General features: G+C 51.3%; 13 protein-coding genes. 10 read left to right on the plus strand and 3 right to left on the minus strand.

Translation table 11 applies throughout. The annotated features are described in order from the left end of the window. Both VFS25_RS18400 and VFS25_RS18405 read right to left on the minus strand, forming a co-directional pair. Window positions 1-2,220: ABC transporter permease (locus VFS25_RS18400; protein WP_326463635.1), on the minus strand; the 2,220-nt coding region annotated here is incomplete at its 3' end. A gap of 135 nt (window positions 2,221-2,355) precedes the next feature. Continuing rightward, window positions 2,356-3,369, minus strand: coding sequence for a LacI family DNA-binding transcriptional regulator (locus VFS25_RS18405; protein ID WP_326463636.1), 1,014 nt, complete (start codon window positions 3,367-3,369; stop codon window positions 2,356-2,358). Between the two features lie 694 nt (window positions 3,370-4,063). Between VFS25_RS18405 and VFS25_RS18410 the strand changes: the two genes are divergently transcribed. The 4 genes from VFS25_RS18410 to uxaC are packed head-to-tail and all read left to right on the plus strand — an operon-like array spanning window position 4,064 to window position 11,356. After that, window positions 4,064-6,403: a glycosyl hydrolase family 28 protein gene (locus VFS25_RS18410; RefSeq protein WP_326463637.1), complete on the plus strand. Its 2,340-nt coding sequence runs from the start codon at window positions 4,064-4,066 to the stop codon at window positions 6,401-6,403. A 14-nt stretch (window positions 6,404-6,417) separates the two neighbouring features. Further along, the gene (locus VFS25_RS18415; RefSeq protein ID WP_326463638.1) at window positions 6,418-8,307 is read left to right on the plus strand and encodes a DUF4350 domain-containing protein; all 1,890 of its coding nucleotides are present in this window, start codon (window positions 6,418-6,420) and stop codon (window positions 8,305-8,307) included. Window positions 8,308-8,349: 42 nt separating this feature from the next. Next, complete coding sequence (locus VFS25_RS18420; RefSeq protein WP_326463639.1) at window positions 8,350-9,882, plus strand: tagaturonate reductase; 1,533 nt, start codon at window positions 8,350-8,352, stop codon at window positions 9,880-9,882. Between the two features lie 43 nt (window positions 9,883-9,925). Further along, window positions 9,926-11,356, plus strand: coding sequence for a glucuronate isomerase (uxaC, locus tag VFS25_RS18425; RefSeq protein ID WP_326463640.1), 1,431 nt, complete (start codon window positions 9,926-9,928; stop codon window positions 11,354-11,356). Window positions 11,357-11,487: 131 nt separating this feature from the next. On the opposite strand, the gene VFS25_RS18430 is transcribed toward uxaC, so the two are convergent. Beyond that, the gene (locus VFS25_RS18430; RefSeq protein WP_326463641.1) at window positions 11,488-12,303 is read right to left on the minus strand and encodes an AraC family transcriptional regulator; all 816 of its coding nucleotides are present in this window, start codon (window positions 12,301-12,303) and stop codon (window positions 11,488-11,490) included. Window positions 12,304-12,406: 103 nt separating this feature from the next. On the opposite strand from VFS25_RS18430, the gene VFS25_RS18435 reads away from it, so the two are divergent. From VFS25_RS18435 to pgmB, 6 genes are all read left to right on the plus strand, one after another. Then, on the plus strand, window positions 12,407-14,869 hold the full coding sequence (locus VFS25_RS18435) for a M1 family metallopeptidase (protein WP_326463642.1): 2,463 nt from the start codon (window positions 12,407-12,409) through the stop codon (window positions 14,867-14,869). A gap of 236 nt (window positions 14,870-15,105) precedes the next feature. Continuing rightward, window positions 15,106-16,101, plus strand: coding sequence for a LacI family DNA-binding transcriptional regulator (locus tag VFS25_RS18440; protein WP_326463643.1), 996 nt, complete (start codon window positions 15,106-15,108; stop codon window positions 16,099-16,101). Window positions 16,102-16,537: 436 nt separating this feature from the next. After that, window positions 16,538-19,525 (plus strand): TonB-dependent receptor, encoded by a 2,988-nt coding sequence (locus VFS25_RS18445; RefSeq protein ID WP_326463644.1) that lies wholly within the window; start codon window positions 16,538-16,540, stop codon window positions 19,523-19,525. Window positions 19,526-19,545: 20 nt separating this feature from the next. After that, a complete protein-coding gene (locus VFS25_RS18450; protein ID WP_326463645.1) occupies window positions 19,546-21,147 on the plus strand; it encodes a RagB/SusD family nutrient uptake outer membrane protein in 1,602 nt (533 codons plus the stop codon). 16 nt (window positions 21,148-21,163) lie between these two features. Beyond that, window positions 21,164-23,011: a glycoside hydrolase family 13 protein gene (locus VFS25_RS18455; RefSeq protein ID WP_326463646.1), complete on the plus strand. Its 1,848-nt coding sequence runs from the start codon at window positions 21,164-21,166 to the stop codon at window positions 23,009-23,011. A 273-nt stretch (window positions 23,012-23,284) separates the two neighbouring features. Continuing rightward, window positions 23,285-23,980, plus strand: a complete 696-nt coding sequence (gene pgmB / locus VFS25_RS18460; RefSeq protein WP_326463647.1) for a beta-phosphoglucomutase — start codon at window positions 23,285-23,287, stop codon at window positions 23,978-23,980. The last annotated feature ends 15 nt before the right edge of the window (window positions 23,981-23,995 follow it).

The raw sequence follows: 23,995 nt of genomic DNA on the forward strand, positions 1-23,995 counted from the left end.
AATGTTGGCCGCGCTGGCCCCCAGTACTTTGCGGATGCTTATTTCGCGGGTACGTTGCTGTGCGGTAAAAGTGGCCAATCCAAACAATCCCATGCAGGAAATGAAAATAGCGATACACATAGCGGTGTTCATCAGCTGTGCGGTTTTTTGCTCCCTTTCATAAAACCGCGCAATGGTATCATCAAAGAAAGTGTACACAAACTTTTCGTTGGGATAAGTTTTGTTCCATAACTGTTCTATGCCTGCCACGGTGGTCTTGAAGTGGCTTATGCGCTGGTTGCGCGTGAGCAGCTTTACGTTAATGGAATAGGTGATCTTTTTTGACACAGCCAAAAAAACAGGTTTAATAGGCTCATGCAATGATTGTGTATGAAAGTCGGCTACCACGCCCACAATCGGGCAGGTATGGCTAGAGCCGTCGCTGGCGCCGCTTTCCACGAACTTTCCAATGGCATCTTCCGGGCGTTTAAAACCCAGTGCCCGTGCGCAGGTGGCATTTACAAGAAACTCCTTCATGGTGTCTGACGGCAGTACATTACGGCCCGCGATAATGTGCAGCTGGTATAGCGGAACAAAGTTTTCATCTATCCATTCCAGCTGGCAGGGTACCGTTACCTCATGTTCCATATATTTAAGCGGGGTGCTCCAGTGAGAGCTGGCGGCTGGTGTGCCATTGCTCATGCTCACCATTTCCACGCCCGGTAATTGCCGGATGCGCGCTGCCAGCAGCATCTTTTTATCAGCAGGATAATTGCCGCTGGTAGGTATGTTGATGATGGCGTCTTTCTGAAAACCCATATCCTGGTTGAGCATAAACCGGATCTGCCGGCCTATGACCAGGGTGCCAATGATAAATACCAGCGAGATGGTGAACTGGAAGATGATGAGCCCTTTGCGCAGGTAGCCCCGTTGATTTCCCTTTTGCATGGTGGCGCCCTTCAGGCTAAGCGCCGGCAGGTAGGAAGATAGCACAAATGCCGGGTACAGGCCTGCCAGCAGGGTAGTAACTACTACTGTTACCAGCAGGAAAATAAAAGTAGGCGGTTGGAATAGCCGCACGGTTACGCCATCAGGTATGAACGATTGGAAGGCAGTGAGAACGGGGGATGCAAACAACAGCGAAAGGCCGGCTGCAAATAGCGTAAGTATAAGGGTTTCGCCCAGCAGCTGAAGTATAAGGTGACTGCGCCTGCTGCCCAGCGCTTTGCGGATGCCCACTTCCCGGGCCCGGTCAATTGACCGGGCTGTTGACAGGTTAATAAAGTTAATGGCCGCAATGATCAGTATAAAAGCGGCAATGCCCATCAGGCCATATAAAGTAGGCAAATGCGCTTTCCGCGTAAAGTTGTCGCTGTAATCCTGGTTAAAATGAATATCAGATAAAGGTTGCAGTTTAAACGTAGCCTTGTCTTCTTCGCCCAGGCTCACATATTTTTTAACAAAGGCGGGGAACTGTGCCTGCACTTTGGCGGGGCTGCTGCCTGCGGACAGCTTAACAAAAGCCTGTGTAGCCTTGTTGAAATTGCCCCATTGATCCAGCCCGAAATCATTGGCCAGGAAGCTGTGTTTTACAGTGGCAAACGAAATAAAGTCGCGGAAAATAAAATCTGTGTTCCGCGGAAGGTCCTTTACAATGCCCGACACGGAAAGGCGCAGGGAGTCGTTATAAATAACCGTTTTACCTATAACGCCATCCAGCGGTATGTTACCGAAATACTGCCGGGCCTTGCTTTCCGTAAGCACCACGGTAAATGGGTCATGCAAGGCGGTAGCGGCGTTGCCTGCCAGCCATTGATACCGGAATATGTCAAAGTATTGCGGTTCGGCAATAACAATGTCTGTTCTTGTTTCGCCTTGTTTCAGCTGGTCAAATTGCTTTACCGACAGGTTGCCGTTGGCAATGGTTACTTTGGCGTAGTAGCTGTGAAAGAGGGCCACGCTTTCAAATCCCGTCAGCTCCGTGCGCATGGCCATAGGGGCAGGGTCAGGCACATTACCAATATGGAAGATGCCCCGCAGGGGAGAGTTAATGTCGCATGTAACCCGGTATATCCTTTCTTTCTGCGGGTGAAAATTGTCGAAGCTCAGCTCAAAGCTGGTCACCAGGTAAATGACCAGGCAGGCGCTGATGCCCAGCGCAAGTCCTGCGATATTGATAATGCCGTAAACTTTGTTCCTGGCAAGATTGCGCCAGGCTATTTTGAAGTAGTTCCTGAACATAGCGGCGGGATTATGCCCAACCGACGTAAAAACATGCCAATACTGCTGTGTACTGATAATGAGGCGATTGTGTGCCTGGCCTGCCGGGTAATTGTTCACTTTTGAGCACCGGTGTCCGGTACCGGTCACTGCGCGCTAACTAACTATTAAACTCGTAGCCAGTATCTTTCTTTCAAAATCCTTTACCGGCCGTTTGCTTTCTATCAGCTGCAGTAAAAGCTCTGTGGCTACCTGTCCCATTTCAAAGGCAGGCTGCCGAACAACAGTCAGCGGCGGGTCCAGCAGCTCAATAATATCGGAGTTGGAAAAGCCCACCAGCGCAATATCATCCGGTATGCGTATGCCTTTTCTTTTCAGCACGCGCATACAGCCGGTGGTTAGCTTATCGGAGCCGGCAAAAATAGCATCCGGCCGGGGGCGTACCTTCAGCAGCTGCGTAATGGCCTCTTCTACCTCCGACAGCAGCATGCCGCCGTGAAAGCAGTATTTGATAAGCTGCTTGCGCGATTTAATGTGTTTTTGCGCCAGGGCTTCCACATATCCTGCCACACGCTCGCGGGTAATAGACAGGTTTTCTGAATTGGTGATGGTGGCAATGTTATTATAGCCCTGTTTAATAAGGTGCATGGTAGCGTCATAGGCGCCGCGGAAATTATCCACCATCACTTTATGCGTATTAATGTCTTCAACAATGCGGTCAAAGAACACAATAGGAAACCCGCGGTCGTGCAGCGCCTTCAGGTGCTGCAGGTCTTTGGTGGCGGTAGACACGGATATAAGCAGCCCGTCAATAGAGCGGGAGGCCAGGTATTGCAGGGTCATCACCTCTTTATCATACGACTCATGGCTCTGGGAAATAATTACATTATACCCCCGGTCGTTGGCTACCGACTCAATGCCATTAATGGCCTGTGAAAAAAAGCTGTTGGCAATTTCAGCCACGATTACGCCTATAGACCGGCTTCTTTTTTCTTTCAGGCTCAGCGCAATGGGATTGGGATGGTAGTTAATGCGGGTGGCGTATTCCAGCACCAGCTGTTTGGTTTCGGTGCTGATCTCATGACTGTCCCGCAGGGCCCGGGAAACCGTTGAGGTAGAAAGCCCCAGGGCCTTGGCAATATCTTTTATAGTGGCAGCTGCAAATTTCATAACGGAATAGTAAAAATAAGGTTTTTTAGCAGCTTTTAATAGTAAATGACCACTGATAGTTATGTATTTAGTTTAATGTGTATGTGTTTGAAGGGCGGTCACCTCCGGCGTAATACCAGCCATTTGGCCGGCAGCCGGTGCAGTTACTAACGGCAGCCAATGCATACCATCAATGTTAGCCGCACGGCCGCAGTTACCGCAACTACTAAACGAAGTTATCAGTGGCGGCTGCTCAATGTTAAATACAGCTGCCGGTTATGAACGGTTAGCAGGAATCGCAGTAGCAATGGCCGCCGCTGTTCGGTTAAACACAGCTGCCGGTTATGGACCGCTAACAGTCAGCTGTTGGCAACGGCTTATTCGCCCATCGTTCCCGGCAACGTTTGCGTAAAAAAATAGCCGTAAATGCTTTTGTATTACTGAATATAGCTGTACAATTGTCATGTCGGATACCGGTAATGAAAAACTAACTTAATTGCAATGCTGTAGCGCCTGTGAAAGCTGCAGTGTTAACTGTTGCAATATCCACATTGTTACAGCCGCTGTCCGGTAATTTCCATACATGCTTATGTAAACGTTATGAATAAATCACTGCAAACAGGCTGCTGATCATCACACGCGCCGGTATATTAAAGTAGAGGGCATACCGGAAGTATTGAGCACTGCTGATTTTGCCTAAAAGTTATTGAGAAGAATGAAGCTATACATTACTATACTATTATCGCTGTTAGGATGGATGCAAAGCGTACGCACGCCGCGCATATTCATGATCGGTGACTCCACCATGTCAGACAAGCCTTTGATCGATAACCCGGAAAGAGGCTGGGGACAGCTGTTCCCGCTGTTCTTTGAAAATGGGGTGCAGATAAAGAACTATGCCGTGAACGGCCGCAGCACCAAAAGCTTTATTAACGAGCACCGCTGGGATAGTGTGCTGGCGCAGCTGCAGCCGGGCGACTGGGTAATGATACAGTTCGGGCATAACGATGAAAAGAGCTCCGACAGCACCCGTTATGCAGCCCCGCATACCACCTACAAACAAAACCTGCTGCGTTTTGTAAGGGAAGCCAGGGCCAAAGGCGCCAACCCGGTGCTGATAACGCCTGTTATGCGCCGTAAGTTTGATGAAAAAGGCGCGTTTGTAGACCAGCATGGGGATTACCCGGGCGTAGTGCGCGAAGTGGCAGCCGCCACCAAAACCCCGTTAATAGACCTGCACAAAAGCAGCGAAGCCCTGCTGGTAAAGCTGGGGCCCGAAGGCTCTGTAAAGCTATTTAAAACCACGCCGGCCGGGCATTACAGCACCCTTCCGCAGGGAGTGGAAGACAACACCCACTTTAATGCATACGGCGCTACCTGCATCGCAAGCCTGGTAGCAAAAGAGATATACGAAAAACATTTGCCGCTGGCCGCATACCTGGCCAAAACGCCGTTTAAAGGCAAGTACCGGTTTGACCTGCCCGAAATATATGAGCCGCACTTCCGCCGCGATACCATTAACATTGCAGCCGCAGGGGCAAAGGCCGATGGCATTACCCTGAACACGGCAATCATTAACAAAGCTATTACAGACTGCAGCAATAAAGGCGGCGGCGTAGTGCTGATACCGGCAGGCATGTGGCTTACCGGCCCTATTGTACTTAAAAGTAATGTGAACCTGCACCTGGCAGCCGGCGCGGTATTACAGTTCTCAGCCAATAAAGATCTATATCCCCTTGTGGAAACCACCTATGAGGGATTACGCGCTGTACGCTGCCAGGCGCCGGCATCGGGTGTGAACCTGGAAAATATAGCCATTACCGGTAGCGGCATCATAGATGGTGCAGGCGGCGCCTGGCGGGCTGTTAAAAAAGACAAGCTCACGGAAAGCCAGTGGAAAAAGCTGGTAGCATCGGGCGGTATGATAGGAGAAGGGAAGGACAGCACCGGCTGGTACCCTTCGCGCAATTATTACAACGCCACCAAAATAAAGCAGGCAGGCGTTATTATGCCCGGCAAAAAAATCAGCGACTATGAGAATGTGAAGGACTTCCTGCGGCCAAACCTTATCAGCATTACCAGCTGCAGGAACGTGCTGCTGGAAGGCGTTACCTTCCAGAACTCGCCGGCCTGGTGCCTGCATCCGCTGTTATGCGAGAACATTACCCTGCGGAATATCTACGCCAAAAATCCCTGGTATGCCCAGAACGGCGACGGGGTAGACCTGGAGTCATGCAGCTACGCGCGCATTACCGGCTGCACCTTTGATGTTGGGGACGATGGCATCTGCATTAAATCAGGCCGGGACGAGCAGGGCCGCAAAAGAGGCAAGCCCACGGAAAACACTATTGTAGACCATTGTACCGTATACCATGCTCACGGCGGTTTTGTAATAGGCAGTGAAATGTCGGGCGGAGCGCGTAACCTGTTTGTATCTAACTGCACCTTCATGGGCACGGATATTGGCCTGCGCTTTAAAACCACCCGCGGCCGCGGCGGCGTGGTGGAAAAAATATACATCTCGGATATTAACATGAATTATATACCCGGTGAAGCCATTTTATTTGATATGTACTATGCCGCGGTAGACCCCGTGCCGTTAACCGGCGAAAAAAGGGAAGCACCTAAAGTGGTTACCCACCCTGTAAATGAAGGCACACCGCAGTTCCGGGACTTTCATATCAGTAACATTGTTTGCAAAGGCGCTGCCAAAGCAGTGTTCATACGCGGCCTGCCGGAAATGCCCATCTCAGGCATCTTCATGGATCACATGACCATCAGCGCACAAAAAGGCATTGAATGCATGGAAGCAAAAAATGTACATTTCTCTGATGTACGCCTGATCACTGAAGAAACCGATCCGCTGATAACGGTGCGCAGCAGCCAGGATATTACGCTTAATAATATACAGTACGACCATGCCGACCGTTTTATAACAGTGCAGGGTGAAAGCAGCGATAACATAGTAGTAACAGACACGGACATACGGAAAGCAAAAGAAAGCACACAGTTTACCGCAGGCGCTTCCAGCAAGGCGCTGGAGGTAAGGCAGTAGAAACAGCAACGAATATGCACAGAATAAAAGCATGCATCCTCACGGTATTATTGACCGGCAGCGCCGCCATTGCGCAGGCGCAATCTGCCGCCATGGCCACTACCATTATGCATAAATGGAAAGATGCCGCTTCCTCACCGCCCAACTGGACCTACGACCATGGCGTGGTGCTGGAAGGCATAGCCGGCCTGTGGCTGAATACCGGCAATGCAAAATACTTTAGCTATGTGCAGCAAAGCATTGACAACTACCTGGACGATGCCGGCAACATACGTACCTACAAGCAGCAGGATTATAACATAGATAATGTAAAGAACGGCACGCTGCTGTTGCTGCTGTATAAAGTAACCGGTAAGCAGAAATATAAGGCCGCCGCAGATCGCCTGCGTGAGCAGCTGCGCACACAGCCCCGCACCGGCGACGGCGGTTTCTGGCATAAGAAACGCTATCCTTACCAGATGTGGCTGGACGGCCTGTACATGGGCGAGCCTTTTTATGCGCAATATGCGGCGCTCTTTCATGAAGACACTGCTTTTAATGATATTACCCGCCAGTTTGTGCTGATGGAAAAGCATGCGCGGGATGCCCGCACCGGCCTGCTGTACCATGGCTGGGACGAGTCGCGGGAACAGCAGTGGGCCGATAAAACCACCGGCCGCTCGCCCAATTTCTGGGGCCGGGCAATGGGGTGGTACGGTATGGCGCTGGTAGATGTGCTGGATTATTTTCCTGCACATCATAAAGGCAGGGACACGCTTATCGCCATCCTGAACCGCTATGCCGCAGCCGTAAAAAAATACCAGGACCCCGCTTCGGGCTGCTGGTACCAGGTGCTGGACAAAGGAAAGGAAAAGGGTAATTACCTGGAAGCATCCGGCTCCTGCATGTTCGTATATGCATTGGAGAAAGGCGTAAGAAAAGGCTACCTGCCCGCAACCTACCGTCAAACCGCGCAAAAAGGTTTTGCGGGCATTCAGCAACAATTCATCCGTCCTGCCGGAGAAGGAGGCGTGAACCTGGAAGGCGTGTGCAGTATTGCCGGCCTGGGCGGCCATCCTTACCGCGACGGCAGCTTTGCCTACTATATCAGTGAAAAAGTGGTAGCCAACGATCCCAAGGGCGTAGGCGCTTATATTATGGCCGCTAATGAAATGGAAATGCTGCCTAACCTGGATAAAGGCAAAGGCCTTACTGTTACGCTTGACCAGTATTTCAACAATGAATGGCGGAAAGATGTAACGGGCCGCATGGAGCGCTTTCACTACATCTGGAGCGAGATGGATAACAACGGTTATTCCCTGTTCGGCCACCTGTTTAACCGTTACGGCGTTACAACAGATACGCTGTCTGAAGCGCCCACCGCAGCTAACCTCCGGCACAGCAATATCTACATCATCGTAGATCCTGATACGCAAAAAGAAACCGCGCAGCCGCATTATATGACAGCCGCCGCAGCATCGGCCCTGTACAACTGGGTAAAAGCCGGCGGCGTGCTGGTGATCATGGAAAACGATTCGTCCAACGCCGAGCTGCAGCACATTAACCTGCTGAGCGAACGTTTTGGCATTCACTTTAATGAAGACAGCCGCAACCGCGTGCAGGGCCGCCAGTTTGAGCAGGGCGCATTACAGATACCTGCGGGGCATGCTATATTTACGCACACCAAAAAAGTGTATATAAAAGAGCTGAGCAGCATGAGGGTGAAAGCGCCGGCTGCCGCCGTATATAAAGACGGGGACCATGTGCTGATGTCAGTAGCAAAGGTGGGTAAGGGCACTGTGTTTGCCGTAGGCGACCCCTGGTTTTACAACGAGTACCTGGACGGCAGAAAGCTACCCGCTGAATATGAAAATTACCAGGCCGCCACTGACCTGGTGAACTGGTTAATTAAACAGGCAAAATAAGCAGATGAACCCCGCTCGCGGGGCATGGATTTAAATAATGTCATGATGAAACAATTGTCAAAAGAACAATTATTATCCATTCATAGTAACGGAAACATACAGCTGCCCCAGGCAATGCATTTGCAGCTGCCCGAAAAGGTGCTGCAGTTTGGCACCGGCGTGCTGCTGCGCGGCCTGCCCGATTACTTTATTGACAAAGCCAATAAAGCAGGGCTTTTTAACGGGCGTGTAGTAGTGGTAAAGTCTACCGGCAAAGGCAGCACCGATGCATTTGCAGCGCAGGACGGGCTATACACGCTTTGTGTAAGAGGTATTGAGCAGGGGAAAATGGTAGCTGAAAATATACTGAATGCATCCATCAGCCGTGTGCTGAGCGCTGCCGCGGAATGGCCGGCCATTCTGCAATGCGCGGAGAACCCCGGTATGCAGGTGGTTATATCCAATACTACCGAAGTAGGCATCAGCCTTACAGCCGATGATGTGCATGCTGCGCCGCCGGCCTCTTTCCCGGGCAAGCTGCTGGCTTTCCTGTACCGCCGTTACCAGCATTTTAAAGGCGCGGAGGATAAAGGCCTGGTAATAATTCCTACAGAGCTGATAGTTGACAACGGCAAAAAGCTGAAAGAGATAGTGCTGGAGCTGGCCGCCCGTAACAACCTGCCGCAGGACTTCACTAACTGGGTAACACAGGCCAATTATTTCTGCAACTCCCTGGTAGACCGTATTGTGCCCGGCGCCTTGCCGGCAAAGGAGCAGGCCACCATGGAGCAGGAGCTGGGGTATAAAGATGCCCTGATGATCATGGCCGAAGCTTACCGCCTGTGGGCCATTGAAACCAACAGCCCGGTGGTAAGGGAACGTTTAAGCTTTAGTGAAGCCGACAGCGGCGTTATCCTGGCGCCCGACATTAACGTATTCCGTGAGCTGAAGCTGCGCCTCCTGAACGGCACGCACACTTTCAGCTGCGGGCTGGCAGTGCTGGCCGGTTTTGGTACGGTGCGCCAGGCTATGGAAGATACAGCCATGGAAGCCTGCATTGCCGCGCTGATGCTGCAGGAAATGGCGCCTGCCATCACCGATATTTATATTACCGCCGCCGAAGCAGCCCGGTTTGCAAACAGTGTGCTGGACCGTTTCCGCAACCCGCACATTGCCCACCAGTGGCTGAGCATTACCATGCAGTACACCTCTAAAATGAAAATGCGTAATGTGCCGGTGCTGCTGCGGCATTACAGCCGTACACAGGAAGTGCCGCAGTTGATGGCGCTGGGCTTTGCCGCCTACCTGCTGTTCATGCGCAGCGAGCAAACAGCAGAAGGAGCGTACAAAGGAACGGCTAACGGGCAGCAATATACGATACAGGACGATCATGCCGCCTGGTTCCACGACCAGTGGAAAAGGCTGGAGCCCGGCGTACTGGTAAAAACCGTGTTAAGCAATACGGAGCTGTGGGGAACAGACCTTACAGCGCTCAAAGGCTTTGCGCCGGCTGTTACCGGCATGTTATCCGCACTGCTGCAGGAAGGCCCCCGCAGTGTGATTAAAAAAGTAAATCATGTAAAGATGAGTGTGTAATGATGGGTCATTACCACGTGTTGCAATCATTAATTCATAAATTATGAAAAAGTTCCTGGATGAACATTTCCTATTGAACACAGCTACGGCGCAGCGTTTATACCATGAGTATGCAAAAGAGATGCCGGTGATCGATTACCACTGCCACCTGCCGCCGGCGCAGATAGCAGGCGATATACAGTTTGAGAACTTAACACAGGCATGGCTATACGGCGATCATTACAAATGGAGGGCTATGCGTACCAATGGCGTACATGAAAGTTACTGCACCGGCAATAAGCCGGACTGGGAAAAGTTTGAGCAGTGGGCGGCCACCGTACCCTATACCCTGCGTAACCCGCTGTACCACTGGACACACCTGGAGCTGCAACGTTATTTTGATATAAGCGATATACTTAACCCTTCCTCAGCCGCCCGCATTTACGGCGAGTGCACAGAAAAGCTGCAAAGCCCCGATTATTCCGTGCGCAACCTGCTGCGTAAGATGAAGGTAGCGCTGGTATGCACCACCGACGACCCGGTAGATACCCTGGAATATCACCGGCAGCTGAAACAGGAAGGCTTTGAAATACCCATCCTGCCCGCATTCCGGCCGGATGCAGCCATGAACGTAGATGATCCCGTAAAATATAACCAGTACCTGGAAAAGCTGGAGCAGGCCTCCGGCGTATCAATCAGCACCTACCAGGACCTGCTGGAAGCATTGCGCAACCGGCATGATTTCTTCGCCTCTATGGGCTGTTCCGTATCAGACCATGGTATTGAAGAAATTTATGCAGATGATTTTACCGCAACGGAAATAGCCGCCATCTTCAAAAAAATAAGGAGCGGCGCTGCGCTTGCCCCGGAAGAGAACCGCAAATTCAGATCGGCCCTGCTGCTGGAATTGGCGGAGTGGGACTGGGAAAAAGGCTGGGTGCAGCAATACCACCTGGGCGCGCTGCGGAACAATAACTCCCGCATGCTGCGCGTACTGGGCCCCGACACCGGCTGGGACTCCATTGGCGACTTTTCACAGGCGCGGGCCCTGGCTAAGTTCCTGGACCGGCTGGACAGCAAAGACAAGCTGGCGAAAACCATCCTGTATAACCTGAACCCTGCAGATAACGAGCTGCTGGCTACCATGATCGGTAACTTCAACGATGGTTCTGTAGCAGGCAAAGTGCAGTTTGGCTCTGCGTGGTGGTTCCTGGATCAGAAAGATGGTATGGTTAAACAGCTGAATGCCTTATCCAATATGGGTTTGGTGAGCCGCTTTGTAGGCATGCTTACCGACTCGCGTAGCTTTTTATCTTATCCGCGGCATGAATATTTCCGCCGCATCCTGTGCGACCTGTTTGGCCAGGAGATAGAGAATGGCGAGCTGCCGGATGATATAGCCTGGGTAGGCAAGGTAATACAGGACATCTGCTATTTTAATGCGCAGCAGTATTTTAACTGGCAGTTCCTGGAGCAGCAGGTAGCTATTTCCTGATAAAAGAATACAAAATGTAAAATTTTAAATACTGAATGTAAAAGTAAAGTGCTACGGACCTGGGCAAAGTATCACGTTAGCGGAGCCTTACTTTTACATTTAGCATTTTAGATTTGTGATTTTACATTCTTTTATATGCCGCTTACAGCCTTCCTGTACTGCAGGGGCGTAAGCCCGGTGCTTCTTTTAAAGATGCGTCCAAAATGGCTTTGGTCCGAGAAGTTACATTCTATCGCAATTTGCGCCAGGTTTTGCCGGGTATGCCGCAGCAGCGAGCAGGCGCGTTCTATTTTCAGCTGGTTGGCATATTCGCCTATGCTCATGCCATATGCTTTTTTAAAGGCCCGTACAATATGAAAGGGGCTCATTTGTGTAAGCGCGGCCAGTTCCGCCAGCGCTACGGGCTCCTGCTGCTCATGCAGCAGCTCCTTTATCATGCGCAGCCAGTGCGGCACATCGTTATGCGCTGCTTTTTCCCGCAGAAACAGCGCCATACACTCCAGCGTTAAGCCTTCTATCATCAGTCCCGACCAGGCATGATACTGCCGGAACTCCCCCTGCATTTTTTTGATCAGCGCTTTTAAAGCAGGGCTTTTCAGCCTGGCGATTTTACTGAGGGCAAACGGGCCGGCATCAAATTTATTCATCCAGGCGGCATCTATCTCTATATTAAAGCAGCTGGCCGGCGCTACGGGAAACGTGTTGCTGTGCGCAATGCCTGCCGGGTGAAATACAATATCCTCCTGCTCGCATACCAGCTTGCCTGATACGGATTGTTCCCGGTAGCTGCCCTGCTGTACGTAGCACAGGTAGCTGTTCTCGTGAAAATGATCCGGTAAGGTAGTATGAACAGGGTAATGGCTCAGGGTAAGGATCACCCCCTGCGTTTGCACCTTCTTTTGTATGTTGCCATAGTAATCTCCCTGGTGTAAAATGCTGCGGCTCATAAAACATGAACGATGAATATAAGCAAGATAGTAACAAAACCGCAATAACGTGCTATCCTGCACCGGGCCGCCTGCCTAGCTTTGTGCTGTTAAAAGCCAACAAATGAACAAACGCTTTATCTGCCGGGGGGGTGTAAAAACCCTGCTGCTTCTTTTTATCATGTGCCCGTTGCGGGCGCAGGAGAGCGCCTATCGCGAAACGCCGCCAAAGATCAATGACCTGGTGCATACGAAGCTGGATGTGCATTTCAACAACAGCAAAGAGCTGCTGTATGGCAAGGCGTGGATCACTTTACTGCCGCATGCCTATGCTACTGACTCACTTACGCTGGATGCAAAGTATATGCTTATACATGAGCTGGCGCTGGTAAAAGCCGGTAAAAACCAGCCGCTGACATATACCTATGACAGCACTATGCTGGGGGTAAAGCTCGATAAAACCTACCAGCCCGGCGAAAAGTACACCATATATATTGCCTACACCGCACAGCCCGCGCAGGTGAAGTCAACAGGCAGCAAGGCCATTACCAGCGCCAGGGGGTTGTATTTTACTAACCCCGACAGCGCTATTGCCGGCAAGCCTGTGCAGATATGGACCCAGGGTGAAACAGAAGCCTCCTCTGCCTGGTTTCCCACTATTGATAAACCCAACCAGAAAACCACTACGGAGATCAGCATGACCGTGCCGGCTAAACATATATCCCTTTCCAACGGGCGTTTAACAGCGCAGCATCTGAATGGCGACGGCACCCGTACGGACACCTGGAAAATGGAGCTGCCGCACGCGCCCTACCTGGTAATGATGGCCACGGGTAATTTTTATGTGTATAAAGATAAGTGGAGGAATAAAGCCGTAAGCTATTACGTAGAGCCGGCGCAGGCGTCGTATGCAAAGCACCTGTTCGGCAACACGCCTGAAATGATGACCTTTATTTCCAACATCCTGGGGGTGGATTATCCATGGAATAAATATGCGCAGATAGTAGTGCGCGATTTTGTAAGCGGCGCCATGGAAAACACCACTGCTACCGTGCATGGCGACTTCACCTACCAGAACGACCGCCAGTTGCTGGACGAACGCGCATGGGAAGGCAACATTGTGCACGAGCTGTTTCACCAGTGGTTTGGCGATTATGTAACCACCGAAAGCTGGAGCAACCTTACGGTAAACGAGTCATTCGCCAATTACAGTGAAACCCTTTGGCAGGAGTATAAGAACGGCCCCGATGCCGGTGATTATACCAACAACAATGCCCTGCAGCTTTACCTGGATGGCGGTTCTTCGGAAGAGCAGAAAACCCTGGTGCGTTTTCATTACAATGCAGCGGAAGATATGATGGACCGTGTTACCTACCAGAAAGGCGGGCGCATACTGCATATGTTACGCAGCTACCTGGGTAAGGAAGTGTTTTACAAAGGGCTGCACCGTTACCTTACGCAAAACGCTTTTGGAACAGGGGAGGCGCAGCAGCTGCGCTTAGCCATGGAGGCCGTTAGCGGCCTGGATCTGAACTGGTTTTTTAACCAGTGGTATTACGGCAGCGGGCATCCTTACCTGGATATACAGTATAGCTGGGATGCAGCCACCCGCACGCAAACTGTGTATGTACGGCAAACGCAGGCCGGTAAGGTGTTCACACTGCCTTTTGCTATTGACATATATGTGAATGGCAAAAAAGAGCGCCACCAGGTATGGATGAAGCAGCAGGCAGATACTTTCCGTTTTACCCTGCCCGCCAAACCCGACCTGGTGAATGTGGATGCCGGCAAAGTATTGGTGGCGGTAAAAACAGATCACCACACATTGCAGGAATATGCGTACCAGTACCGGCATGCACCGCTGTATATGGACCGGCTGGAGGCCATACAAAGCGCCGCCTCCCTGCAGCAGGAAGCCGTTGCCCGCACCATACTGCTGGCCGCCTGTAAGGACAGGTTTTTCCGCCTGCGTATTGCAGCTATTGACTCGCTGAACATGCAGCAGCCGGGGATAAAAGCTGCCGCGCCGCCGGTGCTGTTAAGCCTTGCCCGCGCAGACAGTTTTACCCTGGTGCAGGCCGCTGCCGTTAAAGCCCTGGGCCGGTTGAACGACAGCACCTACATGCCCTTGTTCCGCGAAAAAATGAGCAGCCGTTCCTATGCCGTGCAGGCGGCAGCCCTGGATGCTATGGCGGCCCTGAACCTGCCGGAGGCCGTGCGCTATGCCGGCGGGCTGGAAAAAGACAACAAAGGGGTGCTAAGCATTGCCCTGGCCAATGTGTATGCCAGGGCAGGCGACCCGGCTAAGCTGGAGTTTATCAGCGGGATGATGGACAATATGTTCATCAGCACAAAATTCCGGGTGCTGGCAGCTTACCTGCGGCTGCTTGCGCAAGCCAGTGACGGCGCCGCTTTTAACAGGCACTTTGAAAATGCCCTCCGGCATATAAACGACTATAAGCCTTACAACCTGCAGGACCGGTTTATACCGCTTTTGCAGGCCATAAAAGCCCGGAAAGCAGCCGCCCGGCTGGATGCGCAGGTGAAAACAGTGGATGCGGCGATTGCGGCATTGAGCGGGAAATAAAAGGAATGTAAAATATTAAATGTAAAAGGCGTGCAGTGTGCCCACACTGTACGCCTTTTTTATTGCAATAATCACTATCTTTTCTTAATCACTTCCTCCCTTCATTATTAATTATTCATTCTTAATTATTAATTAATTGCAGGTAGGCGGCAGTAGCTAATCGTCAAAAAAATAAGCAATTTTATAGCTGAATTTTGTCGTCCAAAATATATGTAATTTCACCCCCGATGGAGAAGATGGATATTAGACAGCTGGCAAAGGACCTGAATTTGTCTACCTCAACGGTGTCTCGCGCTTTCCGCGGCAACAGCGACATTAATGCGCAAACAAAGGCGCGTATACTGGCCCGCGCCCGGGAGCTGAACTACCAGCCCAACCTGTATGCCAGCAGCCTGCGGGAAAAAAAGAGCAGCACCATTGCCATCATTGTGCCGGAGCTGGCCAACAACTTTTTTTCGCAAGCCATTAAAGGCATTGAGCGCGTAGCCCGGGAAAAGGGCTACCACACCCTTATTTATGTAACAGACGATGAGTACCAGCTGGAGGTGTCGTTTATCGACGACCTTTCCAATGGCCGGGTAGACGGCGTAATTATGTCGGCCTCCGGCGAAGCCAATGACCACAATTACCTGAACAAGCTTAAAAAGCGGCACATGCCCCTGGTATTCTTTGACCGCGTGTATGATGATGTAGACGTGGCCAAGGTAACCACTAACGACTATGAAAGCAGCTTTAATGCCACCAGGCACCTGGTAGCAGCAGGCTGCAGGAAGATCGCGTTCCTGGTGATCAACAAAAGCCTGTCAATCGGTAAAATGCGCATGCAGGGCTATGTGGATGCGCTGGCGGCGGAAGGCATTCCCTACAGGAATGACCTGGTAATAGACTGCAGCAACGATCATAAAAAAAACTATAACATCCTTTCCAAAGTGCTCACTACCCTGAAGCCGGACGGGCTGTTTGCTGCCGTGGAACGCCTGGCCATTACCAGTTACCACGTATGCCACGACCTGGGCATTGCCATTCCGAAGAAGGTAAAGATCATCAGCTTTTCCAGCCTCGAAATTGCGCCGCTGTTAAACCCTTCGCTTACCACTATTACGCAGCCTGCCAAAGAGCTGGGCGTACATGCCGCGCAGCTGCTGTTCAAGTCACTGGAAAGCGGAGCGCCGGTGCATGAGCACATTGTGCTGAAGTCAAAGATCATTGCCCGGAAGTCAACCGGCGGGTGATACGCAATATGTTTTCATTTATGCAGAACCAGCTGCTTCCGCAAGATAAGAGGTGCGCGCTTTTGCTGCCGGAGGGCAGTGCCGCTCCGCTAAGCGCCAAAACGGCTCCGGAAAATGCAACAGCCTGCGCCGGTTACTATTCCGGCCGGTATACGCCTGTTGTTCAGCGTTTTGTTCGTTAATATTGTTGTCTTCCAAAATTTGATTCTTCTATTAAGTTTTATCCCCAGGTTTTGCAGATGGAAATCCATTGCTAAATCTTTACAGTGGGGCATTCCATCCACAGACTTTAATCCCCCTTTAAAATTTTTTTTGCAGTTCCGGAAATTCCTTTACTTTAGCGCCAACGTTATGTAATATTTTTTTACCACGTTTCGGGAACGTTCCCGGTATCGTTCCCGGTTAGTTAACTAAAACTGAACAAAAATTTCACAGGATGCAAAAACTACGCCTTCTCAAGTATGTACTGCTGTTGTGCTTTACGGCGTTTTCCCTTTCTACCTATGCACAAACAGGGAATATCAGCGGAAAGGTGACCGACGAAACCGGTCAGCCGCTGCCCGGGGCCACAGTATTTATAAAGGGAACCAACGCACACGCTATTGTTGGTCCCGACGGCAGCTTTAAGCTGCCTGCCAATGGCAACATTACCCTGGTAATAAGAATGATCGGCTATCAGCCTATAGAGCGGGCATTAACCATTAACGGAACGCTGCAGCAGGATTTTCAGCTGACGGCAGATACCAAAGGTTTAAATGAAGTAGTGGTAGTAGGTTACGGTACGCAAAAGAAAAGCGACCTTACCGGCTCCATTACCGCCATCAGCTCTAAGGATTTTAACAAAGGCCCCATTACCACACCGGAGCAGCTGATCACCGGCAGGGTGGCCGGCGTGCAAATCTCATCCAACGGCGGCGCGCCCGGCGCAGGCAGCAAAATCCGCATCCGCGGCGGATCGTCGCTGAATGCCAGCAACGATCCGCTGATTGTGGTAGATGGCGTGCCCCTGGACAATGCAGAAGTAAAAGGCGCTTCCAACCCGCTGAGCTTCATCAACCCAAATGATATTGAGTCGTTCAACATCCTCAAAGATGCTTCTGCCACCGCCATTTACGGTTCACGTGCTTCCAACGGCGTGATCATCATCACCACCAAAAAAGGGAAGGTGGGGCAGCAAATGCATGTGAACTTTAGTTCCATACAGTCAATATCGCAGAAAGAAGGAATTGTGCCGGTGCTTTCCGCCGGCGAGTTCCGCCAGGTAGTGAACGAGCATGGGGCTGACGCGCAGAAAGCATTGCTGGGCAGCGCTAACACTAACTGGCAGGATGCTATTTACCGCACCGCCTTCAGCACCGACAATAACCTGGGCATCAGTGGCGCTGCCAAATGGCTGCCTTACCGCGTTTCCGTTGGCTTTACAAACCAGAACGGTATTCTTAAAACATCCAGCATGCGCCGCCAGTCGGCAGACATCAGCCTGAGCCCGCGCCTGCTGGACGATCACCTGAAAATAGACCTGAATGTAAGAGGCGCTATTACCAACAGCCGCTTTGCCGATCAGGAAGCCATTAACGCCGCCGTTGCTTTTGATCCCACACAACCCATACATGCCACCAATGCCTTTGGCAACTATTTCGAGTGGCTGGATCCAACAACCGGCGGCGCCGCTCCTTACACACTGGCTACCCGCAACCCTTTGAGCATGCTGGAGCTGAAGAACGATAAAGGTGAAGTGAAAAGGAGCCTGGGCAACATACAATTCGATTACAAATTCCATTTTCTGCCCGAGCTGCGCGCAAACCTGAACCTGGGTTACGATGTGTCTAAAACAGAAGGCCGCACCCTGGTGCCTGCTTACGCCGGCAATGTATTTAACCGCGGCGGTATGGATAAATCTTACTCCCAGACGCGCAATAACAAGCTGCTGGATTTTTACCTGAACTATGCTAAAGACCTGAAGGGCATCGGCAGCCGTATTGACGTAACAGGCGGTTACTCCTACCAGGATTTCATCCGCACAGAACCGGCTTACCCGGACCTGAACGCCAAGGGCGATACGATCAGCGCTGCCGGTGTGCCTTTCAAAACACAGAACACGCTGGTGTCATTTTTCGGAAGGTTGAATTACACCTTGCTGGACCGCTACCTGTTAACCGTAACGGTGCGCAGGGACGGATCATCCCGCTTTAAACAGCACTGGGGAACGTTTCCTTCTGCGGCCCTGGCCTGGCGTATTAACCAGGAGTCGTTCCTGAAAAATTCAAAAGTGCTTTCCGACCTCAAATTACGTATAGGCTATGGCGTTACCGGACAGCAGGATTTCGGCGGCCTGTTAACAGACTATCCGTACCTGCCCCGCTACACCATTGGCGATCCTACCGCGGCATACCAGCTGGGCAGCCAGTACTACCTGACCCTGCGTCCCGAAGGGTATGACGCCAACATCAGGTGGGAAGAAACAAAAACCTACAATGCCGGCCTGGACTTCGGTTTCCTGGATAACCGCATTTCCGGCAGCGTGGATTACTATATCAAAAAAACAAAAGACCTGCTGAGCGTAATACCCGTAGCAGCCGGCTCCAATCTTACCAACCAGCTGCTGACCAACGTAGGCAACATTGAAACCAAAGGCCTGGAGTTTACGCTGAACGCCACCCCCGTAAGCACGAATGATTTTACCTGGGATGCCGGTTTTAACTTTACCTATAACACTATAAAGATCACCAACCTTACCAAGGTAAAAGATCCTGCCGCGCAGGGCATACCAATAGGCACCATTTCCGGCGGAACCGGTAATACCATTGAAATACATTCCGTAGGTTATGCGCCGTATTCTTTCTTTGTGTACAAGCAGGTTTACAAAGATGGAAAGCCGGTGGAAGGCGGGTATGAAGACCTGAACAAAGACGGGCAGATAACGCCGGACGACCGTTACCGTTATAAATCGCCCAATCCTGAATTCCTGCTGGGCTTTAACTCCCAGTTCGCCTACAGGAACTGGAACCTGGGCTTTTCCATACACGGCAGCATTGGCAACTACGTGTATAACAATGCCAGCTCCAACAACGGCGCCTACCGCAACTTCTCTTACGAGAACTACCTGGCCAACGTAGCTACCAGCATCCGGGAAACCGGCTTTGCCGTGAACCAGTATTTTTCCGACTACTATGTGGAGAATGCCTCTTTTGTGCGTATGGATAACTTAAGCCTGGGCTACAGCTTTAAGCACCTGTTAAAGGATAAGGTAAACCTGCGTGTGTCCGGCACCGTATCTAACCTGTTTGTGATCACCGGCTACAGCGGCCTGGACCCGGAATTAGGAAACGATAAGGTAGGCACCACCAATGTGGGGGAAGGCATAGATAACAAGTTCTATCCCCGTCCGCGCGTGTATTCCCTGGGTGTAAATCTTGATTTTTAAACTGACCAAAACCGGAAAAAATGATGAAGCAATATATCAATACATGGGTAGTGGCAGGGTGTGTAAGCCTGGCGTTGCTGGTTAGCTCCTGTACCAAGGACCTGGACCGTGAGCCGTTCTACGACCAAACATCTGCCAGCGTGTATAACGATTTCTCGAACTATAAATCCATCCTGGCCAAGCTGTATGCAGGCTATGCCATCAGCGGGCAGCAGGGCCCTGCCGGCAAGCCTGACCTCACAGGTATAGACGAAGGCTTTTCCAATTACATCCGCCAGTACTGGTCGGCCCAGGAGCTGCCCACAGATGAAGCAGTGATAGCCTGGAACGATGGCACCTTACCGGACTACCACAAAATGACCTGGACCTCCGGTAACGAATTTATTAAAGCTACCTACGACCGTATTTTTTACGAGATAGCTGTATGTAATGAATTTATCCGCGAAACAACAGACGATAAGTTAAGCAGCCATAACATCAGCGGCAACAACCTGGAAGAAGCAAAGCATTTCCGCGCCGAAGCCCGCTTCCTGCGCGCCCTGGCCTACTGGCATGCATTGGACCTTTTTGGCAACGTACCTTTTTCCACTGAAAAGGATGAGGTGAGCGCCTCCTTTTTTCCGCCGCAGATCAACCGCGCCGACCTGTTCAGCTATATAGAGTCTGAGCTGAAAGCAATAGACGCCGACCTGGTAAACGCGCGGCAGAACGAGTACGGCCGTGCCGACAAAGCCGCTGCCTGGACACTGCTGGCAAAGCTGTACCTGAACGCGGAAGTGTACATACAGCAGCCGAAATACACCGAAGCCATTACCTATTGCGCTAAAGTGACCGCCGCCGGCTATGCATTGTCTGACGAATACCGTAAGCTGTTCCTTACAGACAACAACACCTCTCCTGAAATCATTTTCCCGATCACGTTTGATGGTATTCACACCAAAACCTACGGCGGCATGACCTTCCTGGTGCATGCACCGGTTGGCGGCAGCATGTCGGCCGCCGCATTTGGCATCAACGGGGGATGGGCCGGGCTGCGTACCACCAAAGCTTTTGTAGCGCGGTTTCCTGATCCTTCCGGTAATACAGACAAACGCGCCATGTTCTATACTAACGGGCAGAACCTGGAGATCAACGATATTTTTACATTTGCAGACGGTTATGCCATTGCCAAATACCGCAATGTAAGCTCCGCAGGCGTACATGGTTCCGACCAAACCGGCGATTTCCCGGACACAGATTATCCCATGTTCCGCCTGGCCGATGTGTACCTGATGTATGCCGAAGCCGTGCTGCGCGGCGGCGCCGGTGGCAGTGCAGCTACTGCGCTGCAATACGTGAACGACCTTCGTACACGCGCTTACGGTAATACCAGCGGCAACATTACCGCCGGCCAGCTTACGCTGGATTTTATACTGGGCGAAAGGAGCCGGGAGCTGTTCTGGGAAGGGCAGCGCCGTACAGACCTGATCCGCTTTGGTAAATTCACCGGCAGCAGCTACCTGTGGCCGTGGAAGGGCAATGTGAAGGAAGGCAAGGCAGTGGATGATTTCCGCGCATTATATCCTATTCCCGCTGCTGACAGAACCGCTAACCCGAATTTGCAACAAAACACAGGATATTGAGGCAATTACTTATCGAATGAAACACTTTTCTCTATTACTCGTTACCTGGCTATGCCTTACTGCCTCCGCCTTCGCCCGGCTGCCTGCATTGGAGCGCATAGAGCCTGCTTTCTGGTGGACAGGCATGCGGCAGCCTTTCCTGCAGCTGATTGTACACGGAAATAACATTGCAGAAAGGAATGTGCAGCTGGAATACCCGGGAGTAACCTTAAAAGAAGTGCACAAGGTAGAGAACCCCAACTACCTGTTTATTGACCTGGATATTACAGCAGCCGCCAGGCCGGGTACTATCCGCATCCGTTTTATCAAAAGCGGCGCAAAGGAGATCAGCTACAACTACGAGCTGAAAGCCCGCGATCACGCTGCCAGGGCCCAGGGCATAACCAGTAAAGACCTGGTATACCTGATTATGCCCGACCGTTTTGCCAACGGCGATAAAAGCAACGACATTGTAAAGGGCATGGCGCAGACCACCCTTAACCGCGACTCCATGTACTACCGCCATGGCGGTGATTTACAGGGCATAATTGATCACCTGGATTATTTGCAGAACCTGGGCGTTACCGCGCTGTGGCTGAACCCTGTGCTGGAAAACGATCAGCCTTCAGCCTCTTACCACGGTTATGCCGCTACGGAGAACTACCGCATTGACCCCCGCTACGGCAGCAATGAGCTGTATAAAAAGCTGGTAAACGAGCTGCACAAGCGCGGCATGAAAATGATACAGGACCTGGTGCACAACCATATTGGCAGCCGCCACTGGACCATGCTGGACCTGCCCTCCAGGGATTGGGTGCATCAATGGCCGCAATTTACCCGCTCCAACTTTAAAGAGCAGCCATTGTTTGATCCCTATGCGGCGGCAATCGATAAAAAGCGGATGACCGATGGCTGGTTTGACATTCATATGCCGGATATGAACCAGGACAATCCCTACGTGCGCAACTATTTTACGCAAAGCCATATTTGGTGGATAGAATACGCCGGGGTAGACGGTTTTCGCCTGGACACCTACGGGTATAACGATGCCGGCTATATGAAAGAGTGGGCCGAAGCCATGAAAAAGGAATACCCGCAGCTCACCTTCTTTGGTGAAACATTCGTGCACGGCGTGCCTAACCAGGCCGTGTTCACACAGGGCAATACCATACACCACGGCTTTGATACAGAACTACCCGGCGTAACGGATTTCCAGTTCCTGTGGGCCATCTCCGATCTGGCGGGCGGTAAGGTGAAAGCGCAGGACGGGGTGACAGGGCTTTATAACATGTTATCCAACGATTTTGTGTACCAGGATGCTACCCGCAATGTCATTTTTCTGGATAACCACGACCTGAGCCGCTTCTTTTCCGTTACAGGAGAAAACATTCCCCGCTACAAAATGGCCATGGCCTGCCTGCTGACCACGCGGGGCATTCCACAGCTGTATTACGGCGCGGAAATACTGATGAAGAACTTCTGTAACCCCGATGGCCTGGTGCGGGAAGATTTTAAAGGCGGCTGGCCCGGCGATCCTGTAAATAAATTTACGGCTGCCGGCCGCACGGCGCAGGAAAACGACGTGTTCAACTACCTGCGCAGGCTGGCCAATTACCGGAAACAGCACGCGGTGCTGCAAACCGGTAAGCTGATGCAGTATGTACCGGAAAACGGGGTGTACGTGTACTTCCGTTATAACGGCCGCCAGGCTGTAATGATGGTGATGAATGCCAATGATACGGCGCAAAGCCTGAATACTGAAAGGTTTGCGGAGCGGCTGAAGGGCTTTACCGCAGCAGTGGATGTAATTACAGGAAAGGAGCAAACGCTTGCCCCCGGCATTAGCATACCGGCATATACCACGCTGGTGCTGGAATTGAAATAATACAGAACGCCCAATGTGACGCGGCATGCTTACGCGGAGCGCTGAAGGCTGAAGGTTAAATATAAACGGCAAAATGCCCGGATGGGTAATGCCGGTGCGGTATAACGCGGAAAGCAACAATAAGCACAAGGGAAATTTCCGTTAAACGTTGGGCGTTCAGTATTATAAACATCATAAAAGTTGCAATAAGCTGTCTGGTATATATGTTGCATGATGTATAAAGAACAAACAATAAAGCGTGCTCATCGTTGCGCACTTACATAAAGCATTACTATGGTACAAGCGTGCATTTTTGACCTGGACGGCGTAATTGTAAACACGGCCGTGTATCACTACAAAGCGTGGAAAAAGCTGGCTAACGAGCTGGAATTTGATTTTACCGAAGCGCAGAACGAAAAGCTGAAAGGCTTAAGCCGTATGCGCTCCCTGCAGCTGATACTGGAATGGGGAGGAGTAGATAAAACCCCGCTGGAGCAGCAGGAGCTGGCGGCTATTAAAAACAGCTGGTATGTGGACATGATTAACCGCATGACGCCGGAAGACGTGCTGCCCGGCGCAGCGGCCTTCCTGCAGCAGGTGCGGGCTGCAGGTATAAAAACTGGGCTGGGATCTGCCAGCAAAAATGCGGGCCTTATACTGGAAAAAACCGGTTTGTTACACTTGTTTGACGCTGTTGTAGACGGCAACACCGTTACCGCTTCTAAACCAGACCCCCAGGTGTTCCTGCAGTGCGCTAAGCTGCTGCATACCCGGCCTGCCCATTGTGTGGTGTTTGAAGATGCCATTGCGGGTATTGAGGCGGCTAAAGCCGCCGGTATGAAAGTGATCGGCATTGGCGACCCTGCGGTATTGCAGGGCGCAGATGAAGTAGTAAAGGGGTTGCATGAAATGAGCGTAGAACGCTTAACGCAGAAAGCTAAAAGTAAAAAGCTTAATCCGGAAGCAAAAAGCAAAAAGCTTAAAGCATAAAGCGAAGGTAAAAGG

The sequence above is a fragment of the Chitinophaga sp. genome (genome assembly GCF_035761305.1).
GTDB lineage: Bacteria > Bacteroidota > Bacteroidia > Chitinophagales > Chitinophagaceae > Chitinophaga.